The 17,753-nt window shown below is 60.3% G+C and carries 8 protein-coding genes and 2 tRNA genes; 7 read left to right on the top strand and 3 right to left on the bottom strand.

Annotation, left to right across the window (positions count from 1 at the left end; translation table 11 throughout):
* The first annotated feature begins 32 nt into the window (after positions 1 to 32).
* Positions 33 to 755: a Crp/Fnr family transcriptional regulator gene (locus E4K09_RS27335; RefSeq protein WP_134500758.1), complete on the top strand. Its 723-nt coding sequence runs from the start codon at positions 33 to 35 to the stop codon at positions 753 to 755.
* Positions 756 to 1,049 (top strand): hypothetical protein, encoded by a 294-nt coding sequence (locus tag E4K09_RS27330; RefSeq protein ID WP_134500757.1) that lies wholly within the window; start codon positions 756 to 758, stop codon positions 1,047 to 1,049.
* On the opposite strand, the gene E4K09_RS27325 is transcribed toward E4K09_RS27330, so the two are convergent.
* The gene (locus E4K09_RS27325) at positions 1,041 to 2,312 is read right to left on the bottom strand and encodes a flavin monoamine oxidase family protein (RefSeq protein WP_244610722.1); all 1,272 of its coding nucleotides are present in this window, start codon (positions 2,310 to 2,312) and stop codon (positions 1,041 to 1,043) included. The two genes, E4K09_RS27330 and E4K09_RS27325, sit on opposite strands and share 9 nt — an antisense overlap.
* Positions 2,313 to 2,476: 164 nt before the next feature.
* On the opposite strand from E4K09_RS27325, the gene E4K09_RS27320 reads away from it, so the two are divergent.
* Positions 2,477 to 3,208, top strand: a complete 732-nt coding sequence (locus E4K09_RS27320) for a sulfate transporter family protein (RefSeq protein WP_134500755.1) — start codon at positions 2,477 to 2,479, stop codon at positions 3,206 to 3,208.
* On the opposite strand, the gene E4K09_RS27315 is transcribed toward E4K09_RS27320, so the two are convergent.
* A complete protein-coding gene (locus tag E4K09_RS27315) occupies positions 3,205 to 4,320 on the bottom strand; it encodes a complex I NDUFA9 subunit family protein (RefSeq protein ID WP_134500754.1) in 1,116 nt (371 codons plus the stop codon). The two genes, E4K09_RS27320 and E4K09_RS27315, sit on opposite strands and share 4 nt — an antisense overlap.
* A 213-nt stretch (positions 4,321 to 4,533) precedes the next feature.
* Between E4K09_RS27315 and E4K09_RS27310 the strand changes: the two genes are divergently transcribed.
* Both E4K09_RS27310 and E4K09_RS27305 read left to right on the top strand, forming a co-directional pair.
* A tRNA-Leu gene (locus E4K09_RS27310) sits at positions 4,534 to 4,618 on the top strand.
* An 85-nt stretch (positions 4,619 to 4,703) separates the two neighbouring features.
* Complete coding sequence (locus E4K09_RS27305; protein WP_193557363.1) at positions 4,704 to 6,341, top strand: DUF6538 domain-containing protein; 1,638 nt, start codon at positions 4,704 to 4,706, stop codon at positions 6,339 to 6,341.
* 469 nt (positions 6,342 to 6,810) lie between these two features.
* Here the strand turns inward: E4K09_RS27305 and E4K09_RS27300 are convergent.
* Positions 6,811 to 6,887: transfer RNA gene (locus E4K09_RS27300), tRNA-Ala, on the bottom strand.
* A gap of 394 nt (positions 6,888 to 7,281) precedes the next feature.
* Here E4K09_RS27300 and E4K09_RS27290 point away from each other — a divergent pair.
* Positions 7,282 to 11,607 carry an ATP-binding protein gene (locus E4K09_RS27290; RefSeq protein WP_134500753.1) on the top strand — a complete coding sequence of 1,442 codons (4,326 nt, stop codon included), beginning with the start codon at positions 7,282 to 7,284 and terminating at the stop codon, positions 11,605 to 11,607.
* 1,930 nt (positions 11,608 to 13,537) lie between these two features.
* Positions 13,538 to 17,698: a BREX system serine/threonine kinase PglW gene (pglW, locus tag E4K09_RS27285; RefSeq protein ID WP_134500752.1), complete on the top strand. Its 4,161-nt coding sequence runs from the start codon at positions 13,538 to 13,540 to the stop codon at positions 17,696 to 17,698.
* Positions 17,699 to 17,753: the final 55 nt, after the last annotated feature.

The following is a 17,753-nucleotide window of genomic DNA, read 5'->3' as shown; positions in this document are numbered from 1 at the left end:
AAGGGTTTCTCATTCCTCCATGAAAAGCCTTCATGAATACCAACCCTCTCGTTCTCAAGCTCGAACAGCGAGACCGCCTCTCCGATGACGAGAAGCGGGTTCTCGAAAGCGCGATTTCGCGCGTTCGCGTGGTCGAGGCGGACGAGGACATCGTGCATGAGGGCGAGCATCCCTCCGAGAGCAACCTGCTGCTCGACGGCTTTGCCGCGCGCTACAAGATCTTTTCCAACGGGCGGCGTCAGATCACGGCCATCCATGTCGCCGGCGATTTCGTCGACCTGCACAGCTTCCTCTTAAGGACGATGGACCACGGCGTTCTGGCGCTCACGCCCTGCCGCATCGCCCTGGTGCCGCATGCGGCCCTGGAAAAGATCACTGACGAACACCCCCACCTGACGCGCCTGCTGTGGCTCAATACGCTCATCGATGGAGCCATCCACCGCGAATGGCTCACCGCCATGGGGCGCCTGTCCGCCACGGCCCACATGGCGCATTTCATCTGCGAGCTTTTTCTGCGCCTCAAAACCGTCGGGCGCACGGACGGCGACACGTTCCAACTGCCGCTCACCCAGGCGGAACTCGGCGACACGCTGGGGCTTTCCACCGTGCACGTGAACCGCGTGCTGCAGGAGCTGCGCAAGGAGGGACTCATCCGATGGCAGGGCGACGCTCTGACGATCCTCGATTGGGAGCGTCTGAAGAATGTGGGCGAATTCACGCCCACCTATCTCAACCTCCAGCATGAACATCGCTAGATGCCGGAACAATCCGCTTCGGAAATCCGCCTTCAGCCCGTCTCCGTCCTGAGCGACGGCGGCAGCCATGACGGACGGCTCGTCTTTTCCGGCGCCGACCTCGTCGCTGTCTTCGCCAAGGTCTCGGCGGAGGAGAACGCAGGCAGCCTCCGTCAAACCGGCGGCTGGTTCCTGGAGGCGGGCTTCGGGCCCTGCAGCATTCTCATGACGCCCAGTCCGTCCGTCTTCCCAAGCCTGGAGGAGGCCGTCGCCTGGGTCCGCGAGCGCCTCGAATCGGGATTGCCCTCATCGTGAGGTCTTGAGCAGCCCCGCAACCTCGCCCGCCGCCCGCTCGCCCTCTTCCCACGCGCCTCCGGCCGTGCCCCATTGTGCCCGGGAGAGCGCCTCGCCGGCAAACCAGATCCGATCGCCGACGGGCGCCTTGAGCGCCTCGCGAATCGGTGCGAGGCCGGGCGGAACGACCGCCCAGGAGGCTTGCGACCAGGGATCGCTCCGCCATGCGGTGGCATGCATCACGCTCATGTGGCGGATGGCGCGCGCGCCGAAATGCTCGGCCAGAACGTCCCTGGCGTAGCGCCCGGGCGCGTCGGGGTCGCGGCGATCGAATCGCGCAGCATGGGGCTGGTCGAGTTCGAAGAAATGGAAGGGCGTGCCGTCGATGCGCGTGAGAAGGCCCGGAGGCGAGCGTCGGGTTCCGGTGAGCGTCGCGAGCCGGTCCGGGCCCCGGAAGGGCGCATCGGGCCAGTGCAGGATCACGTGCTCGTAGACGCCCTGGCGAAAGCCGTGGATCGCCTCCTGCACGTGGTTCGGCAGGGCAGGCGCGAAGCGGATCGCGCGGGCCTGCAGAACCGCCATGGGGGTGGTGATGAGGGAGGCCCTCGCCCGAAGGGTGCCGGCGGAACTCTCGACCCGCACGCCGGGCCCTGACCAGTCGATGCCGTGAACCACCGTGCGCAGGCGGACCGGCAGGTTGCGGCCGAGCCTTGCCACATAGCTGCCGAGGCCGCCTGCGATGAACAGGTTGTCGGCATATTCCATGCTCGGGAAATCGTGCAGGCTCACCTCGTCGAGCGGCCGCCCCGAGACGAGGCCGTGGATGTCGCGCACACGGCGGCCCTGCGGGCCCATGCCCGGCGGCAGGGCCTTCGCGGCCGCGCGGTCTTCGTCCTCCCTGGCGGCCTGTGTCATCGCCCGGTCGGCCCTGGCGAAGGCGCGGTCGAGGGCGTCGAATTGGGCGCGGCTCCCGGGCTTGCCGCGCACGTAGAAATGGCCGCTGGTCGGTGCGCGCCTCAGGGGCTCGCCCCGGGCCGAGCCGAGCTTCACGAGCGGGTTGATCGGTCCGGCATGAAGCCAATGGGCGCCCAGGTCCACCGGATGGCCCCTGAAGAGGCGGGTGACGGTGCGCCCGCCGATCCGGTCGCGCGCCTCGAGGATTGCGACCGTCAGCCCCTCGGCGATGAGCCTTCGCGCCGCCGCGATGCCGGCGCTGCCGGCTCCGACGATCACCACGTCGGTGTCCTGAGAGACGGTGAGGGCGGGTGGATTCTCGAGCGGCACGAATGTCTCCCTCTCTGGCACCCTCTCGCGAACCGAGAGGTGGGTTCATAACTAAAGGCCACGCCTTCCCGGACGAGGCGCGCCATCTTGACAAGGGAGCCTCGGACGCGGCCCAAGGGTGAAAGCCCTGTTTACGCCCGATGCTCCGGAAAGACGAACGAGACATGCTGATCCAGACGGTTGTCGCGGCTGCCCGCGACGTGTTTTCCCCGGCGCTCCGGGGCATCCTGTGGAAGTCCATCGGCCTCACCCTGGCCCTTCTGGCGCTGGTCTGGGTCGGTCTGACACGCGTTCTCGACAGCTTCCTCGCCGGGCATCATCTGAGCGAGACCTATCCGATCCTCGACACGCTCGCGTTCTTCCTGGCGGGCTTCGGCTTGTTCGTCGCGCTCGTTTATTTGCTGCCTGCGGTCTCCGCCATCGTGGCGGGCTATTTCCTCGACGACGTGGCCGAGGTGGTGGAGGGTCGGCGCTATCCGGCCGATCCGCCGGGCCGGGCTCTGCCCTTCGGAAAGGCCATTCTCTACGGCCTGCGCTTCGGCGCCCTCTCGCTGGCGGTGAACCTCGTTGCCCTGCTCCTGCTCTTCGTGCCCGGGATCAATATCGGCGTGTTCTTCGTGGCCAACGCCTATCTGCTGAGCCGCGAATATTTCGAGCTGGCGGCCGGCCGCTTCTGGTCGCCCGAGGACGTGAAGCGCCTGCGTTCCGAACATCGCGGCACGGTTCTGGCCGCCGGTGCCGTCCTGGCGGGCCTCGTCCTCGTGCCGGTGCTCAATCTCATCACGCCGATCTTCGGCGCCGCGATGATGGTTCACATGCACAAGAGGCTCACGCGGGATCCGGCGAGGCGGCTTCCGCGTGGCCACGAGGACCGCGCGTCGATCGAGGCGCGCTAGTGGGAATTCCTCACGGCGCTCGGCGGGTCGATCGCGGCCGGACCGGACGCCCGCTCCGGGTGGAAGTCGGACGACGCGCCCCCTGACCGCGGCGCCAGCAGGTCCGGCGTCGTGGCGGTGGCGTTGCGCTTGAGGTCGAACTGGCCCGTCTTGCGGAAGCGCACGAGATAGGACGGCACGACGGCCTCGATGGTGGTGGGCGTCACGCCGATCGCCTCGAGGGTGCGGCCCTCGGCGATGGCGGCCTCGGACACGACGTTGTCCGTCTCGAGCAGGATCGCCTGGTCGTGGGTGGTGACGATCTCGTCCGGCAGGAGGCCGAGGGTGAGCCTGTCGAGGGCGCCCATGACCGTGCCCTGGAACCGGGCGACCGCGTTCGGCACCGGAACGATGGCGCGCTTGCGCTCGGTGACCTCGCAGACGAATTCCATCATCTGACGCAGGCTGCGGATCTCGGGACCGCCGAGCTCGTAGATGCCGGGCTTCACCGCGCCGTCCACGGCGCGCACGATGGCCTCGGCCACGTCGCCCGCATAAACCGGCTGGAAACGCGTGTCGGCGCCCGGCAGCGGCAGCACGGGGAGCATGCGGGCGAGCGACGCGAAACGGTTGAAGGTGTTGTCGCCGGGCCCGAACAGGACGGAGGGGCGCAGGATCACCGCGTCCGGCCGCACCTTCAGGAGATTGGCCTCGCCTGCGGCCTTGGAGCGGGCATAGGCCGATTCGGAATCGGCGTTGGCGCCGAGAGCCGACACGTGGACGAAGGACACCGCCTTCTCGGCGGCTTCCGCGATCAGGCGGGGCGCCTCGGCGTGAACCGTCTCGAAGGTCTGGCGGCCGCTCTCCTGCAGGATCCCGGCGAGATTGACCACATGGTCGGCCCGCATCACCGCGTGCCGGATCGAGTCCGGCGAGCGGATATTGGCGTGGATCGGGTACACCTGGCCGACCTTGCCCATGGGCAGGAAGGTCGTGAGATGCGGCTGGCGGGTGGGCACCAGCACGCGATAGCCGCGCTTGGCCAGGAGGCTGACCACGTAGCGGCCGAGAAAGCCCGATCCGCCGAAGACCGTGACAGTTTGCTGCTCAGGCGTGCGAAGGGCGCCGATCATGAAATCCTCCTGGTCACATGGGACTGACCGCTCAAGGGACAGGCCAGTCAAGGACATGTCCTATCAATGACTTGGCCGTGAATTGAGCCATGTCTCTAGTCAAACGCCGCCCCCCTGTGAAGGGGCGTTGCGCCAAGAAAGCGCATCGGACGCATTTTCAGTGATTGACGTAACCCGAGAAGCACCGTAAACGAAGCCTCGCCGAACAGGCATGCCCAGGTGGCGGAATTGGTAGACGCGCTGGTTTCAGGTACCAGTGGTGAAAGCCGTGGAGGTTCGAGTCCTCTCCTGGGCACCAACCACTCTTTAAGTGGTTGATGTTAGAAGAAATATAGCGGGATCATAGTCTTAGCGTCGCCCGAGTGCTACACACGGGTGTCCACATGGTCCTTCTGATGTCCCGTCCGTTCAAGCATCCCAAAACCGGTATTTTCTGGCTCCGCAAACGCGTGCCGAAGGACCTCGTGTCCATCGTTGGCAAGGCTGAGGTAAGCCGGAGTCTAGAAACGCGCGATCCCGCGCAAGCCAAGACGCGCCATTTGCAAGCCCTGGCGGAGCTGGAGGCTCAGTGGGCCAACCTCCGTGCAGGTCCTCAAACCTTGACCCTTGAGGACATCCGGGAACTGTCGAGCTTCGCCCATGCCCGGTGGCTCACCGCTTACCGGGATACTCCAGAGGACCAGAAAAGTTGGCGAACCGACATTGCCAACCAGATGTGGCAGCAGCCGGATCCCAACCAGCTATTGTCCGCAGACTATCTTTCCCGCCTCGACATAGATGAGATCCAAGTCCGAAACCAGGAGGACTGGTGTCGGCGGACAGCAGACGAGCTCTTGCAGGCGCGAGGGCTGATCGTCGACGAGCGCAGCCGGGCAAGGCTAGAGAAGGCCGTCGCCGCAGCGATCCAGCGGGCCAGCCTCACTTTGGAGAGCTACGCTGAGGGTCGGGTCGATGACGAGCCTCCGCTCGCGTCGGAGGCACCCATCCCCATCCAGAAGAGGGCTGTAAGAAAGCCGATTCCGTTCGAGGAACTAGTTGCTGGGTGGGCTGCCGAGAACAAACCTGCGCCTAAGACGCTCTACGAGTGGCGGCGGGTTTTCAAACAGCTCACTGCTTTTCTCGGCCACGACGATGCGGGAAGGCTGACCCCGGATGATCTCATCGGCTGGAAGGCGCAGATGATCGCGAGTGGTCTGCATGGCAAGACCATCCGCGATGCCAAGATTGCACCTGTCAGGGCGGTTCTGCGCTGGGCTGTCGACAACCGCCGGCTTCCTGCCAATCCCGCCGAACGCATCACCGTCGATGTGAAGGCAGCAGCGGGCACTCAGAAGCGAAGCTTCAGCGATCAGGAAGCAGCGGTCGTGCTCACGGCCGCACGGTCGGAACCGAACCCGGTCCGCCGTTGGGTGCCCTGGGTGTGCGCTTACTCGGGAGCACGCCTGTCCGAGGTTTGTCAGCTTCGGCGTGAGGACATCGTCCGGATCGACGACATCTGGTGTATGCGCCTTGTGCCCGAAGCTGGCTCGCTAAAGACAGTCAATGCAGAGCGAACTGTCCCGCTGCATCAGGCCCTGGTAGACGAAGGCTTCCTGAAGTTTGTCGAGAGCGTCCGTGCCGGGCCGCTCTTTTCGGGCCTACGGCCAGATAAATTCGGGCGCAGAGGTGGTACGGGCACAAAGCAACTCGGTCGGTGGGTCAGATCTCTAGGCATCACAGACCCGCGTCTTCAACCAAATCATAGTTGGCGGCATCGCATGCGAACCTTGGGACGGAGGCATGGGCTAGCGCCGGACATCGTCGACGCACTTGTGGGTCACGCAAGACGGTCTGTTGCGGATCGCTATGGGGAATTTGAGGTGAGCGCCCTTTTGCGGGAGATTTCCAAGATCCCGAGTCTAAGTCTCAGCGAGCAACCGCATGGCCATCTTTCCGAAACTTCGCGTCGGCCAAGACGGGGCATCGGACGATCCCGGTCCGAAACGGACGTGTCCGAGATGCCCTCCGGATCACAACGCTAGATACCTCAATCTGGGCGATCCGAGAGGGGACCCTCTGGCCGTCGTTGTCAACGGAGTGCGGGTAACCACTGGCCTGATGCTCTCCTTATACTGCGCGGAGTGCGATGTCGTTCTGAACGTGCAGCTGCCGACTGAGCCAGAGGAAGGGTCGGCGCTGTACGCGCCTGTCGCCGACGCCATCAGGGCACAGGACCGGAAGCACGATCTGCGGCGGCATGCCGGCGAGAGACTGCATTGGTCAACGCACGGCAGGTCTGTGCCTGTCCCTGGTTCGGAAGCGATGCCTAATGATTGACTGACAGCAAGGACGCTGGGTCTGTCTCCCTTGAGCGCTCCCCGAGAAATGCAACGACGCGCAGTCCGGAGCGCCATGGGCTACGGACTGCGGGTACGCGCGTGGGTACGCAGCTGCCGGGCGGGATCAGCTATGTTGCTGATCCGAAAGGAGGACTTTATGTCTCGGAAGACTTGGTGGAGCTGAGGGGATTCGAACCCCTGACCTCTGCAGTGCGATTGCAGCGCTCTCCCATCCCGTCGCTCCGCTCCCTGCAAAAAATCTAGAAACAACAACTGCTTACGCAGCTTACGAATTTTTAGCTGAGCTGTGCAAACCTGTTTTGATTATCATCTGGTGTGACCCCGATGTGACAAGATTGTTGACGACGCGCTCACCTAGTCATAGCGGCTTGCTATCGCTGTAATGATCATCGCTATGGCGAACTGGCAGAGCCGTTTCTATGGACAACGTTGCATTTCGTTTTGGAGCCTGAAGTGGAAGAGATCTGGACTTGGATATGGAAGAACAAGGAATGGCTGTTCAGTGGAGTTGGCGCACTGTTAGTCGGCTGGTTGCTGACAAAATTCTTCTCGAAGAGTAGTTCTGGAGACGATTCCATCCGACAAACCCAAAAGAGCGGGGCTCACTCTAAAAATGTTCAGATTGGTCGAGTGGATCAAACGGCTCCGCGGCAGAAAGATTAGTCAAACACAGGTTGGGGGCGAGGGTTCAACCAACATCCAGGCAACATACCTTGTTGTTATGAATGGTGATTTATCGAACCTCGTCAATTCTGACCTGAACGAGCTGTTGACGAACAAATCTCGCACTATAGGGACCAATTCTAATACAGAGGCTACCCACTCCGCTGATGAACTCGCTCAAGCATCGTTCGATTTGCTAAAATATCCGTCAACAATCGAGGGATTTTGGCTCAATCGAGTGGAGTTAGAAAAAGTTGCGCATGAGTTAGCCTCCTCGGACGCTAAAGTAATCGTTGTGCTTGGGCCTCCAGGGATCGGTAAGTCTGCTTTGCTTGCCCGACTCGCTCATGCCGAGCGTGCGAAAGGAAACACAGTCTTTGGTATCAAAGCTGATTTTCTCCCAAGTTCTACAAACTCACTGCGGGATCTATCGGATGTGTACTCAGTCCCAGACGGGCTGGTTCCAGAGATTATTGCTCACGGTAAGCTGAGCGGGACCTTATTATTTGTTGACCAGCTAGATGCTGTTTCTGCTTCTATGGACGGCAGCGGTGGGCGATTGAGAGCCATTGCAGATCTGATCAATCGCGTAAGGACCGCGCCAGGTGTAAAGATCTGTGCATCGGTAAGGCCCTTTGAATTTCAGCATGATGCACGGTTCAGGACTGCCCTTCCGGCAGATGAGATCCAAATCATCAGATTAGAGCCGGTTCCTTGGAGTGAGGTAGCGAAGCTGCTGGAAGCTCTAGGGATCGAAGCATCTGCGGTGCCTGTCGAACTCCAAGAAACCTTGGGCATACCCCAAGCTCTATCGGATTATGTTTCACTCTGCCGTGAAACGGGATCGTCACCGGGGGCAATCAGCTGGTCAATGATTCAAGACGGCAGGCTGAACTATCTGTCTCGCCAGTACGGCAACCTTCCCATCTTAGAAACAGTCAACAAAATCGCAGATAAGATCACCGTCTCCGGTAACTACCAAATTCCCCTTGAAGAGCTACCCGCGCCTGAACAATCCGCATCAAAAGTGCTGTGCGAAGCGGGCGTTTTGTCAAAAACCGAGGACCAGCGTAAGTTGATGTTTCGTCATCAGAGCTGGCTAAGCACAATACGTGGGCGGCACCTCATTACAGGAGGTAGCACACTTGTAGAGACAGTTAGTAATCTTCAGCAATCTCTTCTCGGTCGGCCCGACACGATCTCGACTCTGAACTTTCTCCGGGAAGCAAATGAAGAAAGATTTAATAGGGAACTCTTAGAGCTATGGGAATGGCAAGGACTTCGTCGCCACTCGCAACACTTGCTTGTTGAGTTTTCTGCGGCTTCCGAGAAGCCCACATCCTCTGAACTAGCAATAGTACTAGGCACCTTGAGCGGGAATGATCGTCCCCTTCGTGAGCGAGCTCTGCGAATGCTGGTGGCTCGCAAGGAATGGTGGCCGAAAATTCGCAAGAATATAAGTGAGCTTGCAACGAAAGACACTCCAGAAGCATGGCCCGTGTGGACCATCCTTGCTTCTGCGGGAGAGTTCGCGCCGAACGACGTTCTAATGATAGTTATGGATGCTTGGAGTACTCGAGGCGAGTTCGACAATCCGTCTCTATGGATCTTAGAGAAGCTCAAGGGTTGGCCTGCCGAAGCCGACACAATCTTCACTCGGGTTGTTAGTCGAGTTCAAACAGCCGACTGGACCGTCGTAGGCGTCCTCAGAGAAAGATCCAAGCGCGGTGAGCACGACGTCGCGGCGCACCTTCTCGAAATTATCTTGAACCGCTTGGTTCAGGTTGCCCACCATAAAGCTGCTGAGGCTAGAGAAGAGGCTGGCATTGAGACAAAAGACGCCGATTTCGATGATGACATCATCATTGAGGTTGAAGACCTAGACATCATTGATGAACCCGACGAAACCGATCTCTCGATTGAAAATGATGACACTGATACGGATGAGAGTGCGCCCGATGACCACAGAGATATCGTACGCGCCATCCGGCAGTTCGAGCAGGAGCGAAACCAGAAAGTAGATTATAACCTTTCTAATCTCCTGACCTCTGAACATAGCTTCCACGGTATTGCTGACCTGATCGAGGCAGATCCAAAGCCGTACCTTGAAGTCTTGCTGCCTATTTGGGCTCAGGTCGGGGTAGATGCTTCTACATCTCTGCGAATCCAGAGGATGAGATTTAGAAACAAAACACCGACCCTTTCTGAGGTTGACGACGATGAGAGTAACATCGATCCGAGTAAGCCATACTTTTCTGCTTACTTGGTTGAGGGAACTAGGGTCGGCCTGCAAGCGCTAGCGCAGTCTTCGCCGGATGAGTTTCTGAAGCTTGTATCGCACTATCAAAACACTGACTCAGATCTCATTCAGCGTCTAATCGCATTCGGATTCTCGGCTCTCGCTAAGCACAGGCCATCTGAGGCATTGAAGTTTGTGCTGGAGGACCCGCGCCGCCTCGCCCTGGGGACTTACAACGACGAACTGGCGGAGACAGTGCTCTTGGTGCTTTCAGTTGCAAAGCACGCAGACCAAGACAGCCTCCGTTCACTCGCAATTACAATAAAGAATTGGAACTTACGCGACGTCACTGACTTCAGCAGCGCCAGTACCAGACGTGACGTTCTGCGACGGAACAGAGCCGCACGGCTGAGACTCCTTTCACAGATTCCTATAGAGAAGCGCTGGTCTTCGCTTTCTAGGTTCATTGCGGAGGAACAGCGCGCTATCCAAGATCCCGAAGATGCCTTCAAGCTGCAGTCGTACAGTGGCTATGTTGGAAGTCCAATGTCTGCTGATGCGATGGCACGTGCCTCTGATGCCGATATCCTTAATTTATTTAATGAGTTGCCTGACGACACGGATGGTCATCCCGATCCATCACGGCCGCTGGTAGGAGGTAGTAGGCAAGCAGCTAGCGCCTTAGCAGAGCTTGCGAAGAAAGATCCGAGCCGAGTGACGACTATATTGGAGCAGTTGTCGCCGCGAACACACATTCACTCGATTGGCGTCGTGCTGCGCGAGCTGGCCCAGATTGAAACTTGTGACCCGCAGAAGGTCATCGGTATCTTAAGGGCTCTAGCACCTTATGGTGGAACGGCACCTGACTTCCAACGCGATATTGCTTGGGCACTTGAAAGGATTGCACCGCGCGCTGGCGGACTTGATGACGAGTGGATTGACATACTATCTTCCTGGCTACAGCCATGGATTGATCCGGAGCCCAATCGTCATTCACGAGCTTTTTCAGCCAGCCACCAACCAAAGGACTCTGATAAAAGATCAGTCATCTATGAGCAGTTCCGTAGCAAGGCGCTACCGGGTGGCAACTTTCCTATTCTAGACGCAATTACAATTGGGCTCCTGGCCAGGAAGCCTCCAGCTATTGAGCGCTGGCTCGATCTCCTCGAAACGCATCTCTATCGCGATGAAGATCCTGGTGTTTGGGATGCGTTAACTTGGCGACTCGCAAGCCTGCGAGCAGCAGATCCAGCCCGAGCATCCAGGCTCATGATGTCGCTGTTCGAACGGTATCCAGAGTTGCTCTTGAGCACGGATGGTGCCCATCTCATAGCAGCGACTGTTCGAGTGTTTGATGACGATCAGTTTTCATACATACTGCGCTCATTAAGAGAAAGTTCTTGGACCTTTGGCTCGCTGGCTGCGGGTGAAATAGCCTTTGTTCGTTATATACTGAGACCAGAGGACACTGATACTTCTGAGCAAGTAAGAACCTCATTCAAAAATATCTCTGATGAGCATTCATTGTCCTTCCTTGCTGGCGTGGTGAACTCGGCAGTTGAGATATGGGATCACCAGAATGAGGATTATAGGCAGCGTAGCCATAGCTTGTTGCTCGCTGCTATTCCGAATGCATCTGGCCCCGCTGCGACTGCGATAGCGAACATCTTTTCCCGAGTTGAGCAGTTTGCACACGACCAAAACTCACTTGAGTTGCTCACAGCCATGTCGAAGAACCGTGCGATCTTGGCAGAGGTTGATGAACATTGGACTCCTCGGCGTCTAAATCAGCTGATGTTTGATGGAGAGTTCGAAGAAACGCTGCTGAACTTCATTGAACAAACAGTAGAGGCTTTTGGTTCGTCGCTTTCAGATCGGCGGGGACGTGGACCACACTTAGCAAGGGATCTGACACCAATCGTACTAGCCTTACATCGCTCCTCAGGCATTCGCGACCGTTCGCTCAATGTTTTCGAGCGCCTCCTTGATCTTGCTCCTTCAGAAGCAGAAGAAGCAATGCGTGCGGCCGATAAGCCATTCGGCTAGAGGTTAGGTATAAGTCGAGGTGAAGTTGGGGTATGCAATTCAAAGCCGGCTTTAGACGACGCAATTGTAAAATAAGGGTAAATTGAAATAGTACCTTCTGCCTTTCTAAGGCAGTCTACCTTTATCTAGCTTGTGTCCGCCGATTTCACTGAGAGTTTGTCAGATACCCCTATGGGATGGGGTACCGGGGGGAGTGGGGGGTAGGCTCTTTCTGTGAATGCCACCTCGAGATTTTCTCATAGAAATTTGAGGTCGTGCGGAGACATCGAAAGGATTGGACACTTTGGACTTTTCGGACATTAAGCTAGAGAGCTGCGAGCATTGCGTGAGACAGGGGTTATCTCTGTCCCACGCTGAAATTTATAAGAGCTAGAAGGACATGAAGTCGCTCTTGGATGCGATGGAGCTACAAGAGTCTCTACTATCTAAATCAGTGGACAGACCCCAATAGTCCGTATCAACGGACCGATCGTAGAGCTTGACACCTCGGGCTCTTGCCGCGTTCACCAAGTCTCCCTTCGAAATCAGCCAAGATCGTTGTTTGCCGTGCCCCGCACCTTTCTTAAATCCAAGCCTAGAGATCAGTTTGCCAACACGATGCGTGTTCAGATCAGATACCTCTTCGGCACAATCTTCCTGAGCGGCGATGCTCTGGATGCCATTAAGAATGGTTTGAGTAGAGATCTGAGCGATAGCTCTTTTGCTCAGAGCCTCCGACACTGAAAGCAAGGCCAACTCGATAATATCTTTGCCCTCGTTCTCAGCTTTTGAGGCATGGTACTCCTCTGCAAAGCTCGACAGGCGCTTAAATAGGCCACTTACACCATGGTCCTTCTCAAGCCAGAATCCAACTGCGAGCGGAATGCGAAAGATATCATGGCCGCGCCTAGCAAGGACGACTGTGTTGCCGCCTCTTTATCGCACTGCTGCACTCTGTTGAGATTGGCAACCGCCAATAGCCAGAGTTCGTCTATGGCCTCCTGAATATCAAAAGGCCAATCGCTTCGACGTGCCGGAGAGCGTCGGATCTTTTCAGCCTCTGTTGATGCAACCAGTGGGATTGAGATTGTCCGACTGGCGAGCACAGGATCTGGGAGCATCACCAAATTCGCCAGCCTCAAACTGTTGAGAACTTTCCGGTTCGGCGGAAGGCCTTTGCAATCTGCCTCCGCTTCGATGGCTCTCGCCCAAGTCTCTGCAGCTTTGCGGTTGGGAAATGACCGAGAGAGAAGCCCTTCGCCTTTGCGCCGGATTTGGACCTGCCAACGGGTCCCTCTCTTACGTATAGACGCCATAAATTGTCTCCGCTGTGACACGAGTGTGACAGCTGCGTTTTCGGAGACTTTGATAGGGAGAGAAGGAGACAGGTTAAGCCATTGAGGCAGTTGGCTTAAAACTTGGTGGAGCCGAGGGGAGGATCGTGCCCTCTGGCCGCGGCCCTGCAATTTCAACAACTTACATTCAAGTTTCCTGAGAGGTGTGTACCACCATTGTGTACCACTGGAAAGAAGCCCAGAGTGGTATAAGGTACGCCCACTTATACGTTCTTGTCGGCGAGTGGGGCACGTGAGAAAAAGGCAAGTGACGTCACTACACCTCGCCACCATGCTGTCTAGGCCTCGTGCAATTAACTGTACGAATGTTTATCCGATCCTAATAGCCTTCACAGAAGTCCGTTGACAGAGAGACTTGCCTGCCGAAAGAAGCTGCGATGATCAACACCGCCCTATGTTGCACCACCTTCGTGAAGATCATTAAGAGGAGCAACGCATTGAATTCGGCAGATCGGAGCAGCTGTCGACGACAGCCGCCCTTGAAGGGCGGTTGATGGGACGGCTGTATGGATGTTCGCGGGGCCTAAACAGGTCATCCGCTCCATCAGAGTGTTGGGTAAAATGAACTCAGAGAATGTAGGGAAACGTCTGGATACATGAAGCCCCCCCGCTGGACCGCCATCAGCCAGTCCTCCTTCGAGTGGGAGAGGGAGGCGCTGGACTTTCTCCGTGAGCACCTGCCTGACCATGAGCCTTGGCGCACATGGTCGAATTTCGAGTTCATCGACGACGAAGGACGGGTGAACGAGATCGATGCGCTCGTCCTCACGCCATCGTGCCTGATTCTGGTCGAGGTGAAGTCACGACCGGGAACGGTGCGGGGCGATGCCCATACATGGACGTGGCAGACTGAAGGACGCGCGGTCTCGATCGACAATCCACTTCCGCTCGCGAACAGGAAGGCGAAGCGCCTGGCGACGGTGCTGCGGCGGCAGGATGCAGTCAGCGGACGCAGTGGACCGCGGCTCGTGCCCTGGGTCGAGCCGCTGATCTTCCTATCAGGTGTCGACCGTCCCCCGTCGCTGGATGTAGGCACCGCGAAGCGCGTGTTCCTCAAGGGATCCCCCGGACAGCCCGACGACACAGGCGTCATCGGGGCGCTCACGCGCGGCGACGAGATCGGTTTCGGGCGAAGGGGAGTACTGGATGCGGCGGCCTCACGGCAGATCGCCCGGGCCCTGGAGCAGGCCGGCGTGCGCACGCCCAGTCGGGGAAAGCGCATAGGGGACTATGAACTGGAGCAGCTCCTTGGCGAAGGAGACAATTGGCAAGATTTCTCAGCGCGGCATGCCGCGACAGGGGTCAAGCGCCGCATCCGCATCTACCCCTACGCACGGGCAACGACACCGGAAGCCCGTGACCGACTGGCGAGGACGGCGCAGCGCGAATCCCGCGTCCTGGAAGGCCTCGAGCATGGCGGCATCCAGCGGGTTCTGGATTATCGCGAAACCGAGCTTGGGCCGGCACTCGTCTTCGAGCACACGCTCGAGGCCGTTCGGCTCGACCGGTTTCTAACGCAGCGCCTCGCGGATCTTTCCCTGGTTGAGCGGCTGGCAATGGTGCGTCAGCTGGGCGAGGCGATGGCCTATGCGCATGGCAAGCGAGTCTACCACCGGGGACTTGCGCCCCAGAGCATCCTGGTCCGCGATTCCGAGACCGCTTCGCCCCGCCTGCAGATCACAAACTGGCAGGTTGCCAGTCGCGCGGAGAGCAGCACCACCGGAGCCTTGATGACGGCCGGAACCCAGCATGTCGAGGAGCATCTCGGCAATCCCTCGCGGGTGTACCTCGCCCCCGAGGCTTCGGCGGCCGGAGAGACTGGTGCGGCGCAGGTCGACGTCTTCTCGCTCGGCGCCATCGCGTTCCACATCCTCACCGGCCGCGCTCCGGCAAATGACGCGCTGGAACTGCCGGCCAAGTTGCGCGATGGCAAAGGTCTCCTATTGTCGTCCGTGATGAACGGCGCCGGGCGCTGGCTCGAGGAAATGGTCCGCGCGTCAACGGCACCGATTGTTCGTGATCGTCCCCGCGACGCGCGCGAGTTCCTCGACTACCTCGCCGAGGCGGAGAAGGAAGCTGGCCCCCAGGAGCCTACCCCGACGTTCGCAACCGACCCTGCAACTGCCGCGGCAGGCGATCTCTTCGAAGGCGACCTGGTTGTCAAGCAGCGACTCGGTCAGGGGGGGACCGCCTATGCCTTCCTGGTTGAGCGGAAGCCAACGGGCGACGAGCTCGTCCTGAAGGTCGCTCTTGACGACGCCCACGCCGACAGGATCAGGGCCGAAGCCGACATCCTGCGGCCCCTGCGCCATCCCAACATCGTGTGCTTCGTCGGAGACGCTGCCGTCGGGGGCAGGCCTGCCTTTCTCATGGAGCGTGCAGGCCCGAAGACGCTGAGCCAGTGGATACGCGGTGGTGACACCCTCTCGCTGGACCTCATGCGCCGCTTCGGCGAGCAGCTTCTGTCCGCAACCGAGTATCTCGAGCAGGAGGGCATCGCCCACCGCGACGTGAAGCCCGACAATATTGGCATCGCCCGCGCCGCCGGAAGCGGAGCCTATCGGCTCGTTCTGTTCGACTTCTCGCTGTCACGAGCGCCGCTCGAAAACATTAATGCGGGGACGAAGCCCTATCTCGACCCGTTCCTGATCGATCGCCGCCCGCCTCGGTGGGATCTGCATGCCGAGCGCTATGCCGTCGCCGTCACGTTGTACGAGATGCTCGTCGGGACCCCGCCCGGATTTGGCGACGGCCTCAGCGATCCCCGTCTGACGGATGACGAGGTGATCGTCGCGGCTGATCGGTTCGACCCGGCCCTCCGCGACGGGCTGGAAACTTTCTTCCGCCGCGCCCTGCGCAGGGATTCTACCGAGCGCTTCGGCAATGCCGAGGAGATGCTCCGCGCCTGGCGCCTCGCCTTCGAACCAATGGATCGCGCGGCGGAGCGGGTCGACAGCATCGAGGTGATCGCTCCACGGCTCGATCGGGCGAGCCGGATCGTGGACGTCGGCTACGGCGTGGAAGCGCTCGCGGTTCTGGATCGGATGGGCATCCATACCGTCCACCAGCTCCTCGCCGTTCCCCGCCTGCAGTTCCGCTATCTGAAGGGGGTCGGCGACCGCATTCGGCGGGAGATCCGGGAGCGGGCAAAGCGCCTTGCCGCGCTCCGGCCCGACCTCGTCCCAGGGGGGATCACTGAGGAGGATAGCGGGCGCGCCACGCTCGATCGTCTCGCGGACCAACTCCTGCCGCGCCGCCCGGCCGGCGACGAAAAACCAGAGGATCGTGTCCTCGCCTACTATCTTGGCATCGACGAGGACGCGGCGGCATGGCCCTCGGTGGGGCAGGTCGCCGCGGATGTCGGCACATCGCGCAGCGCGGTAGCCGACGCACTCACTGGAGCGCGAGAGCGCTGGCACAAGAGCGCGGAGTTGAACGCCGTCCGCGCGGAGATCGACACCCTGCTGGTCGCTGCCGGGGGGGTGGCGACGGTCGACGAGATGGCCCAGAAGCTTCTGGCCTCCCGTGGCTCGGTCAGGGAAGAGGCCACAGAGCGGATGCGCCGCGCACGGGCTACAATCCGGGCCGCCGCCGAGCTCGAGGCATCCGTGACCCAACCGCGCTTCGCGGCCTTTGCCACTGAGGACGCAGGAAGCGCGGTCCTGCTGGCAGGTTCGGCGGACGATGCCGAGTATGTACGGCGCCTCGCCCGCGCCGCCGATCGCCTCGTTGCGGAGCTGCCGCTGCCCAGCCCCGGACGTGTCGAGGACGAACTTGGCCTGGTCCCAGTGCCCTCGGGAGCGCGCGAACTGGCCGCCGATCGGCGTCTCGGCATTGCCATTGCGGCCTCGAAGGGCGCGTCGTTGTCCGCCCTCGGCGAGATCTATCCCCGTGGACTCGTGGCACTCCAGGCGCTCAGGCTTAGCGCAAGCACGCTGGCCGGCATCAGGGGCCTTGGTGTGGATGCCTTGCGGGCCCGTGTTCGTGGTCGCTTCCCCGACGCGGAAAGCCTGCCCGATCGTCCGGCCCTCGATGCGCTCCTTGCCGAGGCGGGAACGGAGGTTGAGTGGCGCGGGCCACCGGCCGATCCGGCGGGCTACTACAGCAAGTCTATTCCCGACACAGGCACCGGCAGTGCAACGTTCATGCGCTATGCCACGGTTGCGCCTCCGCAGGAGGCAACACCGGAGGTGCTAGCCGCACGGTCGATCGAGGACAAGATCGCCTATGCGGCCGACAAGGGCCTGTTCCTGGCCCTGACGGTGGATCCCCGCTACGCCCGCGAGGCCGAGGCGGAACTGTTGTGCCGTTTTCCCCGGCAGGTGATGAGCCTGGAGCGCCTCATGCTTCGGGCGATGCGAACGCACGCGGAAGAGCGGCGGGTCGCTTGGCCCAAGGCCCTGATGGCGGACGCGGCGGCACCGAACAGTCCAGATTTCCGGAGGCTGCGCCGCCTGGCGGCCGAGGCTGTGCCGAAGGTGACCCAAAACATCCTGTCTCTCCGTGAGCCGGTGCTGCTGGTTCGACCCGGCCTGCTGGCCCGGTATGACTTGATGACGTCACTCGTCGAAATGTCGCAGGCGTCAGGGGCGGCGGGCGGGCCTCCCAGCCTGTGGCTTCTCGTTCCGCAGGTGGCGCCGGGTCGACCCGAGATCGACGGCGCTGTGCTGCCGGTGATCGCTGGCGCGAACTGGGTGCGCCTGACGGAGCCCTGGCTGCGGAACGCTCACCGCGCCGGCGGCCGTTCGGCGGCTTGAAGTCATGACCTGCTGGTCTGGGTTCATTGCGGAAACGCACCGCGATGCCGAGACT

The sequence above is a fragment of the Microvirga pakistanensis genome, from assembly GCF_004458765.1.
GTDB lineage: Bacteria > Pseudomonadota > Alphaproteobacteria > Rhizobiales > Beijerinckiaceae > Microvirga > Microvirga pakistanensis.
This window is presented reverse-complemented; position numbering and strand designations above follow the sequence as displayed.

Excerpts from the sequence above, each read along its gene's own strand:
- E4K09_RS27335 (WP_134500758.1), top strand. The coding sequence starts at position 33 with ATGAATACCAACCCTCTCGTTCTCAAGCTCGAACAGCGAGACCGCCTC.
- E4K09_RS27330 (WP_134500757.1), top strand. The coding sequence starts at position 756 with ATGCCGGAACAATCCGCTTCGGAAATCCGCCTTCAGCCCGTCTCCGTC.
- E4K09_RS27320 (WP_134500755.1), top strand. The coding sequence starts at position 2,477 with ATGCTGATCCAGACGGTTGTCGCGGCTGCCCGCGACGTGTTTTCCCCG.
- E4K09_RS27315 (WP_134500754.1), bottom strand. The coding sequence starts at position 4,320 with ATGATCGGCGCCCTTCGCACGCCTGAGCAGCAAACTGTCACGGTCTTC.
- E4K09_RS27305 (WP_193557363.1), top strand. The coding sequence starts at position 4,704 with ATGGTCCTTCTGATGTCCCGTCCGTTCAAGCATCCCAAAACCGGTATT.
- pglW (WP_134500752.1), top strand. The coding sequence starts at position 13,538 with ATGAAGCCCCCCCGCTGGACCGCCATCAGCCAGTCCTCCTTCGAGTGG.